Source organism: Brucella sp. NBRC 113783 (assembly GCF_040372265.1).
GTDB lineage: Bacteria > Pseudomonadota > Alphaproteobacteria > Rhizobiales > Rhizobiaceae > Brucella > Brucella teleogrylli.
Map to the genome: position 1 here is coordinate 18883 of NZ_BAABRX010000001.1, position 16610 is coordinate 35492.

Consider the following 16610-nt stretch of genomic DNA (forward strand, 5'->3'; position numbering starts at 1 on the left):
TTCGCCCCCGTTCGAATGCATCTATGCCCGCGACTAAAGCGCGTCGCGCTTTATCTATTTGTTTCTACGCATGTCGTTGCCGGAAAACCGGTTCCCACTTTTCCGCGACATGCTTTACACTATACGCCGCGTAGCAAAAGAAAAGACGGATTCCATGCCTGCCCCCGAAAGCGCGATCTTCGACCGCGATCTACAGCTTGCCTTTCGCCGCCGCGCTTTTCGGCGTGCCGAACCGGGTGCCGATTTTCTGTTGCGGCGCGTGGCCGAAGACCTTGCCGACCGTCTGGATACCGTCGAGCGTCGCTTTCCCGTCGCCATCGATCTGGCGGGCCATAATGGTCTTGCGGCAGCGGCCATTGCGAGTTCCGGCAAGGCGGACACGATTTTGCGCGTCGAACGCGATGCGGATTTCCTGAAAGGTCCGTTTCCGGCCATCGTCGGTGACGAGGAGATGCTGCCGATCAAACCCGGCAGTGCCGATCTGATCGTATCGCTGATGGCGCTGCACGCCACCAATGACACGCCCGGCGCCATGGTGCAGATCGCCCGCGCATTGAAGCCTGATGGGCTTTTTCTCGCAGCGCTCAGCGGCAGCGGCACGCTCGGCGAATTGCGAGAAAGCCTGTTACAGGCGGAAATCGAACTGACCGGTGGTGCATCGCCGCGCGTTTTTCCGTTTGCAGATGTGCGTGATGTCGGCGGACTGTTGCAGCGGGCGGGCTTTGCACTGCCGGTAACGGACGTGGAAAACGTGACGGTGCGTTATGATTCGCTGTTCAACCTGATGGCCGATCTACGCGCCATGGGCATGCAGAATATCGTGCGCGACCGTTCGCGCCGTCCGGTATCGAAACGGCTATTCCTGCGCGCAGCGGAAATCTATGCCGAACGCTTCAGCGACCCGGACGGGCGCATCCGCGCTACATTCTCGATTATCTGGCTGTCCGGTTGGGCTCCGCATGAATCCCAGCAAAAGCCGCTCAAGCCCGGCTCCGCCAAGGCATCGCTGGCCGATGCGCTGAAGAAAGCCGAAGAAGAGTAATTAACAGTCGCCGCGATGGCTTCCATCCACATCGATGACGCAGACCGAATTCGGGTTCGGCTGAAGCACGCTCTTGCGCACCGTATAGGTCTGTGCGGCGGCACGTGGCTGGGTGGCAGGATCGCGCTTGATGGAGCCGGTCATGGTCCGATCAATACCCGCTGGCAGAACCGACTGGGCCGCAACCTTCGCCGCCTGATCGTTGAGGATCGGGACAATAATCAGCGCCATTGCCACAGCGGCAGAACCAAACAACAGCACCAGACGCAGGAAACCACGCCCCGCTTTTGTCAAAGTGGTGGGTGCATATTCGTTGTGATCGGCACTGAAATAATTGTTGTCGAAACTCATGATACCCAACTCCGGAGCGGCTCCCATTCGAGAATGCCGCAACGGAGTGAATCAGAGATTAACTGGCAGCCTTAATCGTAATAAATTGTCAGCTTTTTCACAGCTGTTGATAAGCGCTACCGATTTTCGAAAAGCTACAGGAGATCAATGAGGAACGGGATCAGCGGTTCATCCGCAGGGGGCATCGGATAATCGCGCATATCCTTCGGGCGCACCCATTTCAGCGCCTGCCCTTCCAGTCCGCGCGCAATGCCTTCAAAACGGCGGCAGACATAGAGCGGCATCAGCAGGTGAAAATCATCATAGGTGTGGCTGGCAAAGGTCAAAGGCGCGAGACAGGCCACCTTCGTGGTGATGCCGATTTCTTCCTGCAATTCGCGGATGAGCGTCTCTTCAGGTGTTTCGCCCGGCTCGACCTTGCCGCCGGGAAATTCCCAAAGGCCTGCAAGCTGCTTGCCTTCCGGACGCTGTGCCAGCAGCACCCGCCCATCGGAATCCACCAGGGCGCAGGCTGCCACGAGAAGAATGCGACGGTTCTTCACTTCGCTCATTTCTCGTTGCTCTCCCGATAGGCGTAACGATAGGCTTCCTGAAAGCCGAAGCGTTCATAGAGCGCGAGACCGGCGACATTTTCCGCTTCGATCTGCAGCCATGCCGTCCTAGCGCCAAGCTTTGCCGCCCATTTGAGCGCCGAGCCGACGACACTGTGGCCGTAGCCCTTGCGGCGCGCCTCGGGCAAGGTACCGACATCGAACAAACCGGCCATGACGCCATCCTGCACGCACAGCACATCGGACACTGCACGGCCTTCTGCCTCCAGCACGAACATGCCCTTGTTGGGGCGAATGCCGTCCAGAATTTCGGACATGCCGGGGCGCATCTCTTCCGGGCGCTCGTGAATGGAGAGCGACGCATCGACGAAACGACCGATATCTTTCAGCGGAATCTGGTCGATCTCGCCCGACAGATCGATCTCAGTCAGATTGCAGGTCATGACGATGGTTTCGTCCTGACGCTTCCAGCCGAGGCCTTCGAGATAATCTTCAAGCTCGACAGGTGCAAGCGGCGAAAGCCGGAAACACGGCACGCGGCCATAAGCGCGGAAGCGCTGCGCCGCCAGTTCCACACGGGTTGGAATATCCCGCGTATCGCCCGGATCAAGCGGATTGATCGAGTTCAAACGCTTGGAGGAATGCGCTGCCGTCATGCGGATCGCCCATGTTCCGTCGTAATGAACCGACGTGGCAGGCCAGGCGCGGAAACCTACGGCTTCAAGCTGGCGGACAATGGCAAGACTTGGTTTGGTCATTGGAATTCCTGCAAGCATTTCAACATCTGACGGCGCGAAGCCGTTTAACTTCTGTAATCGCCGTTGATGGCCACATATTCCTTGGTGAGATCGCAGGTCCAGACGGTGGCTTCCCCGCGACCGATGCCAAGATCGACATGGATGTGGATATCCTCGCCCTTCATATAGGCGGAGGTTGCCTGTTCGGAATAAGCCGGATCGCGCTCGCCCTGATAGGCAACGCGAATATCACCGAACGAAATGGCGAGCTTGTCGCGATCCGCCGGTTCGCCTGCCTTGCCGACAGCCATGACGACACGGCCCCAATTGGCGTCTTCGCCCGCCACAGCCGTCTTGACCAGCGGCGAATTGGCGATGGAAAGCGCGATCTTCTTCGCCGAAACGGACGACTTGGCGCCAGTTACTTCGATTTCGATCATCTTGCGCGCACCTTCGCCGTCACGCACGACCTGCAAGGCCAGCGACTTCAAAACGCGCTTCAGCGCCTTCTTGAATTCCTTCAAACGTTTGTCGGATACATCCGTGATCTTCGGCGCGCCGCGACCTGCCGCAGCGCCGGTTGCAAACAGCATCAGCGTGTCGGAGGTGGAGGTATCGCTATCGACGGTGACAGCGTTGAAGCTCTTGTTCGCGCCTTTCGACAACAGACTTTGCAACACATCGGCCTTGATCGGCGCATCGGTGACGATGAAGGACAGCATCGTCGCCATATCCGGCGCGATCATACCAGCGCCCTTGGCGATACCGTTGATCGTGACGGGAACCTTGCCCAGCAGCACGGTTTCGGTGGCGACCTTCGGATAGGTGTCCGTGGTCATGATGGCCTTGGCGGCCTCGGTCCAGAAATCCGCGACCGCATCCTTGTTCATGTCGCCGAGCAGATGGGAGAATTTACTCGCATCGAGCGGCTCGCCGATGACACCAGTAGAGGCCAGAAACACATCGGTCGTGGCACAGCCCACGGCCTTTGCCGTGGCTTCCGCCGTCGCTTCGGTCGCGGCCTTGCCCTTGACGCCAGTGAAGGCATTGGCATTGCCCGAATTGACCACCACGGCGCGCGCCTTGCCGTGAACGAGGTTCTTGCGGCAAAAATCGACCGGAGCCGACGGGCAAAGCGAACGGGTGAACACGCCAGCGGCTTCCGCCGGGCGGTCGAACACCATCAGCATCACATCGGTTCGGCCCTTATATTTGATTCCGGCAGCGGCAGTAGCGATGCGCACACCGTCGATGGCAGGCATGGACGGATAATGTTTTGGAGCGAGCGGAGAAACGGACGCAGACATGAGTGCCTCAAAAGGGGTCGGTTCAGGAGGTTCGGTTCGATGGATCATCGAAATTCTTGATTCTGGCGCATTGGAAATGTTTGCGGGACAAAATCAAGCAGAAACAGCTGATACAACGAAAAACGCCCCGGAAGACCGGGGCGTTTTACATTGATCGAAACTTACTGCTGCGGCTGTTCGCCTTCAGGCGCGTCGCCCGCATCACCGGCGTCCTGCGCGGCGGCTGCGTCCTTCATCGCCTTTTCGACGGCCGGATCCTTGTAGTCGATCTTCATGGCATCGCGGAGCTTCTTGACCGTTTCGACATAACGCTCACGCAGAATGATCGAACGGATCTGTTCCTTGACCTGATCGAATGCAGGCGGCTGCTTGGTGCGACGATCTTCGAGCTGAATGACGTGGAAGCCGAACTGGGTCTGCACCGGCTCCTTGGTGTATTCGCCGGGCTTCAGCGCGAAGGCTGCCTTTTCGAATTCCGGAACCATCTGGCCTTCGGTGAAGTAGCCAAGATCGCCGCCATTGGCAGCGGAACCGTCAGTGGAGCTTTCCTTGGCCAGATCTTCGAACTTCGCTCCACCGGCGAGCTTCTTGATGATGGCTTCGGCTTCTTCCTTCGTCTTCACGAGAATGTGACGCGCACGCACTTCGACCTGAGGCGGCATGGCGGCAATTTCCTTGTCGTAGCGAGCGCGAATATCGGCATCGCTGATCTTGTCGACGATAGAATCCTTGAAATATTCGTTGTGCAGCGCGCGCTCACGCAGGAAAGCTAGACGGGCTTTGAACTCGTCGGTCTGGTCCAGCTTTTGCTTTTCCGCTTCCGCCGACATCGCCTTGATGTCGATCAGCGCGGCCAGGGCTGCCAGACGGCGCTGTTCAGCCGGAAGACGGGCAAACTGCGGATCAAGATCGCCCGCGGCCTGATCGACGTCGCCGACAGTGATGTCCTTGCCGTTGACGGTTGCCAGAACCTTTGCCGGATCTTCCTTTTCAGCGGGAGCAGCTGCGGTCTGTGCTGCGTCGGCAGGCTTGGGAGCGTCCTGCGCGAATGAAACAGCGCCAGAGAGGCTTGCGAGGGCAACGGATGCCGCAAGAACAGCGAGAGCCTTGCGATAAGGGGCTTTGAGAATGGCTTTCATATGAGATTCTCTCCTTCGAGACCGCTTACCGGCCCGATGAATGCGGCGGAATTTGGCCCGGCTACCGCCACCCTATCACGAAAGAGCGGGATTTCCGGCCTGTTGAGCAACGTTGACATCGCCCTAAGCCCCACTTATCTGTCCTTCGGCTTTGCGTCCAGAGTGTTTACAGCAATGCCCCGCAAATCTGCCGGGGCTTGGGCGTTCAGCGAGCGGCCGGGGGGAAATTGTGCCAAAATTGCGCCTTGAAGGGCTGCTTTAGCGGTGTACTTTTCTTGCATTTGTTTCAATACGCGTGAATAAAGCATTCGACATTGCCGGAAGCGCTTCCGGCTGAACGGACAGGAAAGGACCAGAGATGGTCAGCTTTGGCGGCCTCGCCCGCAAGATATTCGGTTCATCCAACGACCGCCAGGTAAAGACCCTGCGTCAGCGTGCGCAACAAATTACCGCGCTTGAGAAGAATTACGAAACGCTCACCAATGAGCAGCTTCAGGCCAAGACCGCCGAATTCCGCGCCGCACTGGCTGAAGGAAAGACGCTCGACGCCATTTTGCCCGACGCTTTCGCGACCGCGCGTGAAGCCGCCAAGCGCGTGCTCGGCATGCGCCCCTTCGATGTGCAGCTGATTGGCGGCATGGTGCTGCATGAACGCGGCATCGCAGAAATGCGCACCGGTGAAGGCAAGACGTTGATGGCGACGCTGCCCGTCTACCTCAATGCGCTTGAGGGCAAGGGCGTTCACGTTGTGACGGTCAACGACTACCTCGCCACCCGCGATGCGGAAACGATGGGTCGTCTTTACAATTTCCTTGGTCTGACGGTCGGCGTCATCAAGCATGGTCTGGACGACGATGAGCGTCGCGAAGCCTATGCCTGCGACATCACCTACGGCACCAATAACGAGCTCGGCTTCGATTATCTGCGCGATAATATGAAGTATGAGCGCGCCCAGATGGTGCAGCGCCCGCATAATTACGCCATCGTCGACGAAGTGGACTCGATCCTCATCGACGAAGCGCGCACGCCGCTGATCATTTCCGGCCCGCTGGAAGATCGTTCGGAATTCTACAATCTCATCGACACTTTCATTCCGCCGCTGGCAGACGAAGATTACGAAGTCGATGAAAAACAGAAGACCGCCATCTTCACCGAAGTCGGCACGGAAAAGGTCGAACAGCTTCTCGAAGCCGCTGGCCATCTGAAAGGCGAAAGCCTCTACGACATCGAAAACGTCGCCGTCGTTCACCATCTGAACAACGCGCTGCGTGCGCACAAGCTGTTCCAGCGCGACAAGGACTATATCGTCCGCAACGACGAAATCGTCATCATCGACGAATTCACCGGTCGCATGATGCCGGGCCGCCGATATTCGGAGGGTCTGCATCAGGCGCTGGAAGCCAAGGAACATGTGACCATCCAGCCGGAAAACCAGACGCTGGCATCGATCACCTTCCAGAACTACTTCCGCATGTACAACAAGCTGGCTGGCATGACCGGTACGGCTGCCACCGAGGCGGAAGAATTCGGCAATATCTATGGTCTCGAAGTTCTCGAAATCCCGACCAACCTGCCGGTGCAGCGTATCGACGAGGACGACGAAGTCTATCGTACTGTCGAAGAAAAATACAAAGCCATCGTGCGCGATATTCGTGCGTCGCACGAAAAGGGCCAACCGATCCTCGTCGGCACGACCTCGATCGAAAAGTCGGAACTTCTCGCCGAGCGTCTGCGCAAGGAAGGCATCAAGGATTTCCAGGTTCTGAATGCCCGCTATCACGAGCAGGAAGCCTATATCATCGCCCAGGCCGGTGTGCCGGGCACTGTCACCATCGCCACCAACATGGCCGGTCGCGGCACCGACATCCAGCTTGGCGGCAATCTGGAAATGCGCGTCCGTCAGGAACTGGCCGACATTCCGGAAGGTCCGGAGCGCGAAGCCAAGATCGCCGCGATCAAGGCCGATATCGCGCAGCTCAAGGAAAAGGCGCTGGCCGCAGGCGGACTTTATGTTCTCGCCACCGAGCGTCACGAAAGCCGCCGCATCGACAACCAGCTGCGTGGCCGTTCCGGTCGTCAGGGCGATCCGGGCCGTTCAAAATTCTTCCTGTCGCTGCAGGACGACCTGATGCGTATCTTCGGCTCCGACCGTATGGACGGCATGCTGCAAAAGCTCGGCCTCAAGGAAGACGAAGCCATCGTCCACCCCTGGATCAACAAGGCGCTGGAAAAGGCGCAGAAGAAGGTCGAAGCCCGCAACTTCGAAATTCGTAAAAACCTGCTCAAATACGACGACGTGATGAACGATCAGCGCAAGGTGATCTTCGAACAGCGTCTTGAAATGATGGACGAGCCGGACCTGACCGAAACGGTCGCCGAGATGCGCCACGAGGTCATCGAGGACATGGTTGCGCTGCGTATCCCCAAGGACGCCTATGCGGAAAAGTGGGATATTGCCGGTCTGAAGGAAGACGTTACCACCAAGCTCAATCTCGACCTGCCGGTCGAGGAATGGGCGAAGGAAGAAGGCATCGCCGAAGAAGAATTCGAGACCCGCATCAAGGAAGCTGCCGACAAGGCTGCTGCCGACCGCGCCGAACGCTTTGGTCCGCAGATCATGACCTATGTTGAAAAGTCGGTCATCATGCAGTCGCTCGACAATCTGTGGCGTGAGCATCTGGTCAATCTCGACCATCTGCGCTCGGTTGTTGGTTTCCGTGGCTATGCACAGCGCGACCCGCTGAACGAGTACAAGACGGAAGCCTTCGAACTGTTCCAGTCCATGCTGGCGAACCTTCGCGAAGTGGTCATCTCGCAGCTTATGCGTGTTGAGATTGTCCGCGAAGCACCGCAGGAGCCGGAACTGCCGGTCATGCAGGGCCGCCACATTGACGAGACGACCGGGCAGAACGACTTCGACGATGCCGCATGGACCGATCATCAGCACGATGAGCGCGTCATCCCGGCAGCCGACCGGGACCCGGTCGATCCCCGCACCTGGGGTAAGGTCAGCCGCAATGAGGCCTGCCCATGCGGTTCGGGCAAGAAGTACAAGCACTGCCACGGTGCTTTCGAATAAGAACAAAACCCCGGCGCGCCAAACGCCGGGGTTTTTCTTTGCAGCCTTGTCTATCGATGCTTTAATCAAGCAGTAAGCATAGATGCGCGGGATTCAGGAAATACTCACCATTCCTACAATTTCCGCGTGAAATCTTCCGCTGGATTTTTCTTTTTTCCCTTTTTAAAGAACTCCCATCTAAGGTCCTGCCATCGGGCTCGTATCGGGACCGATAACAAGAATTCCAACACATCCCGAAAACGTGAAATGTTTTTCGGATAAGTGTGCGAGACAACAGACAACGAGACCGGGAGAATCCCGGCGCAAACAAGCGAAACGCTCATCACAAGGGCGGCGCATAACAGGGTTGGCATAGACGTGTGGTTTTCGGCAGCTGAAGCAGCGGGCCGGTTTTTACCCGGCACCATCGCGGCCAAACTCCGTCCTGTGACGGAGCGGCTGGATTCCGTGCTGACCGATAGCGGTCCGCAGGCGGCTGCACAGCGCGCATCGCTGATCGCATTTTCCGTTCGTGTGGCGAGCGCCGCCATCGCGCTCCTGTCGCAAGTCATCCTCGCTCGCTGGATGGGCGAATTCGAATATGGCATTTTCGTTCTCGTCTGGCTGACGATGGTGATCATCGGCGATCTCGCCTGTTTCGGCCTGCACACGACCATCATTCGCTTTGTGCCGGAATATGTTCAGCGCCAGATGTTCGGTCTGGTGCGGGGCATCCTGTTCACCGGACGCGCATTTGCCTTTGCGGCTGCAACTGTGATCGCGCTGATCGGCTCACTCGCGCTCTGGCTGTTGAAGGATGAGGTCGCCAGCTATTATCTGGTGCCCTTCATTCTGGGTTTCGTCTGCCTGCCCATGATCACGCTCGGCAACATGCTGGATGGTATCGCCCGTTCGCGCACCTGGGTCACTCTGGCGCTGACGCCGAGCTATATCGTGCGGCCGCTTCTGGTGCTTCTGTTCATGATCGTGGCGCATGGCTCGGGCCTGCCATCGACGGCGGCAACCGCGCTTGCCGTATCGATCGCCGCAACATGGCTCACCACCGTCGGGCAGTTTTTCACCGTCGACCGATCGCTACAAAAAGACATTCCGGCAGCCCCGCGCGACCAGCGCCTGCGCGAATGGATGACCGTCGCCCTGCCGATTTTCCTTGTCGAAGGATTTTTTTTCCTGCTCATCAATGTCGATGTGCTGATGGTCGGTCGCGAGATGGACCCGCAGCATGTCGCAATCTATTTCGCTGCGACAAAAATCATGGCGCTTGCCCATTTCGTCTATTTCGCGGTGAAGGCTAGCGTTGCGCAGCGTTATTCGGACCTGCTGCACAGCGGCAGTCGTGAGGAATTTGCGAGCTTTGCGCAGGCTTCCGTCCGCTGGACCTTCTGGCCCACGCTCGTACTCGGCATCGTCATCCTGATGGCCGGCTATCCGCTGCTGCGCCTGTTCGGCACAGCCTTCACGGAAGGCTATCCGCTGCTGTTCATACTGATCATCGGCGTGATCGCCCGTGCCAGCGTGGGGCCAGCGGAAAGCCTTCTCAACATGTCGGGCAAGCAGAATATCTGCGCCCTGCTCTATGCAGCCACACTTGGCGTCAATGTCATTCTCAATCTGGTGCTGATCCCACGCTTCGGCCTGACCGGCGCCGCAATTTCGACAGCTATCGCCATGCTGATGGAAGCCACGCTGCTTTCAACAGCCGTCTTTCGCACCATGCATATCGCTATGTTCATTCTCATCCCCCGAGATCGAGACAATAGCCCGGAGGGTATTTTGTAATGGCCGCAAAACCTTTGCTTGAAGAATCCGCAGGCGGAAACGCAGCTCGCATCGTCTCGGAACTGTCCGATACGGTCGCCGCCATGGATGCCGCCAAGAAGCTGGAGGAAAGCCTTCACAGCCGCGATATTCCGCGCAAGCTGGCGATCTACGGCGCTGCGGCAGGCTTCGAACTGCGCGACGAGCTGGACCACCTGAGCAACCGGACCATCGAACCGAATGTCTTCTTCAATGCGCGTTTTCTAGCTCCCGCCATGCCACGGCTGGAAGACCGTGAAGTGCGCTTCATGGTCATGCGCGACGAGAACGAAATCCGCAGCCGCCTGCGCTTCGTGATGCCCTACACCATTGAGCGTCCGGGTCTCCCGCTGTCCACGCCGGTCATCCGCGCCTGGTCCACGCCGTTCGGCCCGCAGGGCACGCCGCTTATCGACCATGACGATCCGGTCGGCGTTGTGGAAGATCTGTTCGATATTCTGGCGCGCGATCACCTCAAACTGCCCGATGTGCTGGTTCTGCCCGAAATGCGCGCCAATGGCGCTGCGGCAAAACTCATCCGCTCCGTCGCGGTCGGACGGCAATTGCCGGTCGTCGCCATCGAACAGAAAGAGCGTCCGTTCCTCAAGAGCGATCTCGACGGCGACAGCTATATCCAGCAGGCGATCGGCGCGCATCACCGCCGCGATTATCAGCGCCAGTGGCGGCGTCTGGCCGAAAAAGGCGAACTCGTCCACCGCATCTATCGCACGCCGGACGAAGTGCGGCAGTCCTTCGAGCATTTCCTGTCGCTGGAAGCCAGCGGCTGGAAGGGAAAGCGCGGCACGGCCATGGCCGTAGACCGTTTCCGTGCGGCCTTCGCGCGCGAGGCGGTCAATAATCTTGCCGAACGCGATTGTGTGCGCATCCACACGCTGGAACTGGACGGACGCGTCATCGCCATCCTCACCGTCTTCACCGTTGCAGGCGAAGCCTGGACCTGGAAAACCGCCTATGACGAAAGCCTTCAGACTTTCTCGCCCGGCGTTCTGCTCATGATCGAAGTCGCGAAAAGCCACCTGAACGATCCGAATATTCTCAGAACGGATTCCTGTGCCGTGCCGGACCATCCGGTGATGACGAGGCTTTTCCGCGAGCGCGAAACCATCGAGACATTGGTGGTCGGACTAAACCCCGGTGCAGACAAGCTCGCGCGTCAGGCCGCATCGCAGATCCATCTTTATCAGCGCACCCGCAATCTGGCGCGCATCGTGCGAAACCGCATTCGCAGCTTCACGGATCGGAGCTAAAACGATGCTTTGCCCGCTATAGAAATAGCGGGCAAGATCAACAGTTTGTGAAAGCTTTTCCGACGTGTTATCATCAGCTCCGGGAGAGCGCATGACAGGCGGAAGAGGAGGTCCGCACCGGTGCAATTCCACCTCGCAAGAGGGTGCGAAGCGTTCCGGGTCATAACAACAGGACCGGCTTTCGTCTGGTTCGCAACCGCCATTGCGCCCTCCCATGGGAAGGAGATGCGCTATGGAATATTTCCACTATATCAGCACGCTGGATTACATCCTGCTCGGCTTCATTGCCGTGGTGGTGGTTTGGAACGTGGTTGAACACGGTCTGCGCCAAAGATAGTCCGCACCAAACCGGCAAGGTCTTGCCGTCGAAAACATTTGCGATTTGATTGCCCGCGCAAACGCCCGGCGTTCTGCGGCGGAACGGCAGGTGCTGATCGCCCCAACGAGCGCCGTGCTTTCAAGCAACGAGTGTCAGGGGAGTTTTCGGCTTTTCGACGTTTGACTTTTTAGCGCGTCTTTCAAAGCTGGCCGCGCCATGCTGCCCTATGCGTTGGCCAAGGGTTCTGGCTGCTTTGGATAGGCCATTCATAACAATTGTCATTCTACGCCAAAACCTGCGCTTGTGGGCAATTGACGTTGTTTCGTTTAGTCGGTATATCCCAACCCGCTGTCCAATTCGGACCATATCGAACTGCTTCGGCAGACCTGTGCGGGTGTGGTGGAACTGGTAGACGCGCCGGACTCAAAATCCGGTTCCGAAAGGAGTGTCGGTTCGATTCCGACCACCCGCACCACTTCATTAAAAATCTCGAGTTTCTGTCACCCGGCCTCTTTCCGCCGGGTTGATCACGGCTATTCGACATCGCCGGATGGCACCTTCCCCATAGACCGAAAACGCATGTGCAACGCGCCTGCGCCGGATTTCGTTCGACTCTGATCGAACCGATTTGCGTTCGACACAACCAGCCCAGTATCCACGCGCCTTTCAGCCGCTGACACGGCCTTATTTCGTAGTTTGCTACATTACGCAATGTTAATTTTGACTTTACTGTAAAGTCAAATACGATGATACTTAAACCGCACGTTGAAACCACAAACCCATCACGATCAGGCTCACGCAATCGCATTACAAAAACTTGATAAAATAAACCTCCCTCCTATCTGGCGACATATGATGGAAAACACCCAAAAAGAATATGTATACGTAAATAGAAACCTCCACCTACAACTTGCGAACAACATTATAACGTCTTATCTGAACAAAAATCAGGTAACCCATGAGGAATTACTAAAGACAATCTCTGATGTCTGCGAATGCATCGGGGAGTTGTCGGAAGGAAGCAGCTTTTCTGCCGAGGAGCCTCCCGCAATACCTTCGGTAAACCCCGAAGAGTCGGTTTTCGAAGATTACATCATCTGCCTGGAAGACGGTCGCCGCTACAAGACGCTCAAGCGCGCCCTGATGAGCCGCTTCGGGCTGACACCTGATGAATACAGGCGCAAATGGAACCTGCCCGCCAATTACCCGATGGTGGCGCCTGCATCTGCGAAAAAGATGTCTGCATTGTCGAGAATGGAAAAGACCGAGAGCGCATAGGGCGTTTTTCGGCAAGGCTCGGGAGTGCATCCATGTTGCACTCCCGCTCCTCAGAGCGCCGATCTGATTTCATGTGATCGAAATGCGCTTTAGGGCAGTACGACGCTCAGCGCTCCTGATTCTGCCATGACGATGAAAAGTCAAACAGACCGATGCCCGTGCATCGGTGACGGATACTTGCGTGCATTTTCCGCCTGACGACCTCGCATTCCTTGCTCGCTTCAAAGTCCCGTCTCGCTACTTCGGAGGACCGTGCAAATGCGAAAACCAAGTCAGATTCATTATGCCTGGTACATTGCCCTCGCCTGTCTCGCCATCTCGTGCATCCGCGCCGGCATCGGCTTCCAGACCATGGGTTTCATCATCAATCCCGCGCGCGAGGAACTGGGCTGGTCCAATACCCAGATCACCGGCGTGATTGCCTTCCGTGAACTTGTCGCCGGGATCATGGCGCCCCTCGTCGGACGATGGGTGGACCAACGTGGACCGAGAACCATCATGATTATCGGCGCGGTACTCGTCGGCTTGTCATTCAGCCTGACGTCTCTCGCCCAGACTTTCTGGCAGTTCGCACTGACTTTCGGTGTTATCGGCGGCGTCGGGGTTGCGGGCCTGTCCAACGCACTGGTGTTTCCGCTGATCGCCAAGTGGTTTTCAGCGCAGCGCGGTCGCGCAACCGGGCTGGTTTCATCCGGGGCCAATCTCGGCGGCATCCTGATGTCGCCTCTGATCATCTGGCTTTTGTCGATTTCGGACTGGCGCTCGACCTGGTTCGTCCTCGGCTTCTTGCCGGTTCTCATTCTGGTGCCACTCGCAATCTTCGTCCTTCGCCGCGAACCTTCCGATATGGGGCTGAAGCCGTTGGGAGACGAAACGGACGATGCGAAGGTCCAAGCCGGAAAAGCCGATACCAGCCCTGATCTGACGGTGGCAGACGCGATGCGCTCGCCGGGCTTCTGGTTTCTCATGGTCGGCTGGAATCTTTCCGACTTCGTGCTGAAAGGTGCCCTGCTGCACAAGATCCCAGCCGCGCAGTCGCTTGGCTTCACCACCGCGCAAGCGGGCAGCGTCGTCCTGACCTACGGTATTTGTGCCATTCTGGGCAAATTGCTCACGGGTTTCATCGCCGATCAGTTCCCGACCCGGCTGGTGATTCTCTGCCTTTCGGCGATGCAGGCCATCGGGCTGATCCTTTTTATCAGCGCCAATAGTATCTGGCAGTTGCAGCTTGGCTACGGTGTGTTGAGCGGCTTGTCGGCTGGCGGGCTCATCATGATGATGCCCTTTCTGCTGGCTTCCTTGTTCGGTCGCAAGAATCAGGGCGCCATCATGGGTGTGGTCACGCCAATGGTGATGATCTCCGGCATTGGCGGTCCGATGCTGGCCGCATTGCTGTTCGACATGACGGGTAGCTACGTATTCGCCTTCGAAATCTACGCCGTCATTTCTGTTCTCGGCGGACTGGCACTGTTCGGCGCCAGTGTGTCGCGCAAGACATCAACAAAAGCTTGAACCAGCAGGAGGCTCATCATGTCCACAATCACTCTTCTCTATCCCGGCGATATGGGCAGCGCCTTTGCCAAATTGCTGATTGCTGCCGGTCATAAAGTCGTCAGCCCGATGGGCGGTCGCAGCGAGCAGACGCAAGAGACAGCCCGGTCAATCGGTGTCGAAATGCGGGACGACATGGCTTCCGCTCTGGCAGAAAGCGACCTCGTGCTGTCGCTCGTGCCGCCATCGGCAGTCATCGACGTGGCCGAACAGGCAATCGCGGCCAGCCGCGAACAGAAAGCGGCGCCGTTTTACGTCGATATGAATGCCAAGACGCCTGCCGATGCCGAACGGCTGAACACAGCTTTCGGCAATGCTTCGCTTCCATTCTGCAATGCCTGCATCATCGGTCGCGCCTCGCATCTTGGCGACGAAGGCCGCATCTATGCCAGCGGCCCCGACACGAAACCGCTGGAAGAATTGTTTAAAGGCCTGTTGCCAGTAATCGCACTTGGCGAGGAAATCGCGCAGGCTTCAGTGTTCAAAATGGCCTTTGCCGGTTTCAACAAGACCGTCGCCGCTGCCCTGTTCGAGACGGCCAACACGGCCAATGCTTTTGGCGTGACCGATTCCCTGTTCGAACTGATCGGCCAACATCTGGGCGGCACATTATCCGATTTCGGCAAACTGGTGCCGACCTATCCGCGCCACGTGCTGCGCCGCGCCGAGGAAATGGAGGCGCTTGCGGAAATGCTGGCCGATGCGAAACTGCCGAACGAAATTGCATTGGCCGCCGGAGCAACGTTTCGCAGCCTCGGCAACAGCGGCAGCTGGTCCGAAACAACGACGGGCCGCCAATTGCAGGAACTGCTATCAGAAATCGATTACCGCCGCTGAGGCCAGGCCAACCCGACGTCAGCGGCGGCTTTGCTTACGCCACGTCCAGCGCCTGCGCGAGATCGGCAATCAGATCGTCCGGATGCTCGATGCCGATGGACAGACGGATGGTCGATTCCAGCACGCCGATACGCTCGCGGACCTCAAGCGGAACGCCGGAATGGGTCATTGCCGCCGGGTGGCTCGCAAGCGATTCCGTGCCGCCGAGGCTGACGGCCAGTTTCAAAATCTGAAGCGCATTGAGAAAACGGAATGCTGCGGCCTGCCCGCCTTTGATATCGAAGGAGAAGGTAGAGCCGGCGCCCGTGCATTGCCGCCTGAACAATGCGCCGACATCGGAATTCTCATCCGCGAAGGGCAGATAATGCAGCTTTTCGACCTTCGGATGCTCGCGCAGAAATTCAGCCGTCGCCCGCGCATTGCTGTTGGCGCGTTCCATGCGCAGCCCCAGCGTTTCCAGTGATCGGCCAAGCATCCAGCAGGAGTGCGGATCGAGCTGCGTGCCGATGGCGCCGCGCAAGGCTTTCACCTGCCGGACGATGGATTTGGAACCCAGCACCGCGCCCGCAATCAGGTCTGAGTGGCCGCCAACATATTTAGTCAGCGAATAAACCGACAAATCCGCGCCGTGATCGAGTGGCTTTTGAAAGACCGGCCCCAGCAAGGTGTTGTCGCAGGCGATGATCGGGCGATGCCCTTGCTGCTGCTCGATCTTTTCAGCCACGCGCCGGATGGCGGCGATATCGACGATACTGTTGGTCGGGTTGGCCGGTGTTTCGATCAGGATGACCGAAACGCGCCCCTTAGCCAAGGCTTCCTCGGCCGCCTTTTCGATTGCCGCCTCATGCACGCCATCGGCAAAAGCCACCGCTTCCACGCCGAAATTCAAAAACGTCTTCGCCAGCAGCGTTTCAGTACCACCATAGAGCGGCTGCGAATGCAGGATGACATCGCCGGGCCGGGCAAAGGCGAAAAGCGTGGTCGCAATGGCCGACATGCCGGATGAGAATAGCGCAGAGCTTTCGGCGCCCTCATAGACGGCCAAACGGTCCTCCACGATCTCGCTGTTGGGATGATTGAAGCGCGAATAGACCAGCCCCGCGCCGACACCGGCGGGCGGCTCCTTGCGTCCGGAAACGAAATCGAAGAAATCGCGTCCGTCTTCGGCGGTCTTGAACACGAAGGTTGACGTCAGAAAGACCGGCGGCTTGACTGCGCCCTCGGAAAGCTCCGGGTCATAGCCGTAATTCAGCATTTGCGTTTCGGGGTGAAGCAAATGATTGCCCAAGCTGGTCTTGGATGGACGTGGCGCAGTCATGACGATCTCCTGAAAAGCCAAATTCCTCTTGCCCAA

Annotated in this window: 14 protein-coding genes and 1 tRNA gene; 9 read left to right on the forward strand and 6 right to left on the reverse strand. The window is 57.9% G+C overall.

From position 1 onward, the window contains the following. The first annotated feature begins 154 nt into the window (after positions 1–154). The gene (locus tag ABWW11_RS00080) at positions 155–1042 is read left to right on the forward strand and encodes a methyltransferase domain-containing protein (protein WP_109370329.1); all 888 of its coding nucleotides are present in this window, start codon (positions 155–157) and stop codon (positions 1040–1042) included. Here ABWW11_RS00080 and ABWW11_RS00085 read toward each other — a convergent pair whose 3' ends face one another. The 4 genes from ABWW11_RS00085 to argJ form a co-directional block, all read right to left on the reverse strand. Next, positions 1043–1393, reverse strand: coding sequence for a hypothetical protein (locus ABWW11_RS00085; RefSeq protein WP_109369876.1), 351 nt, complete (start codon positions 1391–1393; stop codon positions 1043–1045). A gap of 134 nt (positions 1394–1527) precedes the next feature. Continuing rightward, positions 1528–1944 carry an 8-oxo-dGTP diphosphatase MutT gene (mutT, locus tag ABWW11_RS00090; protein WP_109369877.1) on the reverse strand — a complete coding sequence of 139 codons (417 nt, stop codon included), beginning with the start codon at positions 1942–1944 and terminating at the stop codon, positions 1528–1530. Continuing rightward, positions 1941–2702, reverse strand: coding sequence for a GNAT family N-acetyltransferase (locus tag ABWW11_RS00095; RefSeq protein ID WP_109369878.1), 762 nt, complete (start codon positions 2700–2702; stop codon positions 1941–1943). The genes mutT and ABWW11_RS00095 overlap by 4 nt, the downstream gene beginning before the upstream one ends. A 44-nt stretch (positions 2703–2746) precedes the next feature. After that, positions 2747–3988: a bifunctional glutamate N-acetyltransferase/amino-acid acetyltransferase ArgJ gene (gene argJ, locus ABWW11_RS00100; RefSeq protein WP_109369879.1), complete on the reverse strand. Its 1242-nt coding sequence runs from the start codon at positions 3986–3988 to the stop codon at positions 2747–2749. Here argJ and ABWW11_RS00105 point away from each other — a divergent pair. Next, positions 3987–4142: a hypothetical protein gene (locus tag ABWW11_RS00105; protein WP_167836045.1), complete on the forward strand. Its 156-nt coding sequence runs from the start codon at positions 3987–3989 to the stop codon at positions 4140–4142. The two genes, argJ and ABWW11_RS00105, sit on opposite strands and share 2 nt — an antisense overlap. A 7-nt stretch (positions 4143–4149) precedes the next feature. Here ABWW11_RS00105 and ABWW11_RS00110 read toward each other — a convergent pair whose 3' ends face one another. After that, the gene (locus tag ABWW11_RS00110; protein ID WP_109369880.1) at positions 4150–5127 is read right to left on the reverse strand and encodes a peptidylprolyl isomerase; all 978 of its coding nucleotides are present in this window, start codon (positions 5125–5127) and stop codon (positions 4150–4152) included. 358 nt (positions 5128–5485) lie between these two features. Between ABWW11_RS00110 and secA the strand changes: the two genes are divergently transcribed. The 7 genes from secA to ABWW11_RS00145 all read left to right on the forward strand — a co-directional run bounded on the left by secA (position 5486) and on the right by ABWW11_RS00145 (position 15256). Beyond that, the gene (gene secA / locus ABWW11_RS00115) at positions 5486–8206 is read left to right on the forward strand and encodes a preprotein translocase subunit SecA (RefSeq protein ID WP_109369881.1); all 2721 of its coding nucleotides are present in this window, start codon (positions 5486–5488) and stop codon (positions 8204–8206) included. Positions 8207–8563: 357 nt separating this feature from the next. Further along, entirely contained in the window at positions 8564–9985 is a 1422-nt protein-coding gene (locus tag ABWW11_RS00120) for a lipopolysaccharide biosynthesis protein (RefSeq protein WP_109369882.1), read from the forward strand. Beyond that, complete coding sequence (gene bspF, locus ABWW11_RS00125; protein WP_109369883.1) at positions 9985–11271, forward strand: type IV secretion system effector crotonyl transferase BspF; 1287 nt, start codon at positions 9985–9987, stop codon at positions 11269–11271. Before ABWW11_RS00120 ends, bspF begins: the two co-directional genes overlap by 1 nt. A gap of 709 nt (positions 11272–11980) precedes the next feature. Further along, positions 11981–12065 (forward strand) — tRNA-Leu (locus tag ABWW11_RS00130). A gap of 380 nt (positions 12066–12445) precedes the next feature. Further along, complete coding sequence (locus ABWW11_RS00135) at positions 12446–12868, forward strand: Ros/MucR family transcriptional regulator (RefSeq protein ID WP_171319748.1); 423 nt, start codon at positions 12446–12448, stop codon at positions 12866–12868. Between the two features lie 258 nt (positions 12869–13126). Beyond that, positions 13127–14380: an MFS transporter gene (locus ABWW11_RS00140; RefSeq protein ID WP_109369886.1), complete on the forward strand. Its 1254-nt coding sequence runs from the start codon at positions 13127–13129 to the stop codon at positions 14378–14380. 18 nt (positions 14381–14398) lie between these two features. Further along, entirely contained in the window at positions 14399–15256 is an 858-nt protein-coding gene (locus tag ABWW11_RS00145; RefSeq protein WP_109369887.1) for an NAD(P)-dependent oxidoreductase, read from the forward strand. Between the two features lie 34 nt (positions 15257–15290). On the opposite strand, the gene ABWW11_RS00150 is transcribed toward ABWW11_RS00145, so the two are convergent. Beyond that, entirely contained in the window at positions 15291–16574 is a 1284-nt protein-coding gene (locus tag ABWW11_RS00150) for a cystathionine gamma-synthase family protein (RefSeq protein ID WP_109369888.1), read from the reverse strand. Positions 16575–16610: the final 36 nt, after the last annotated feature.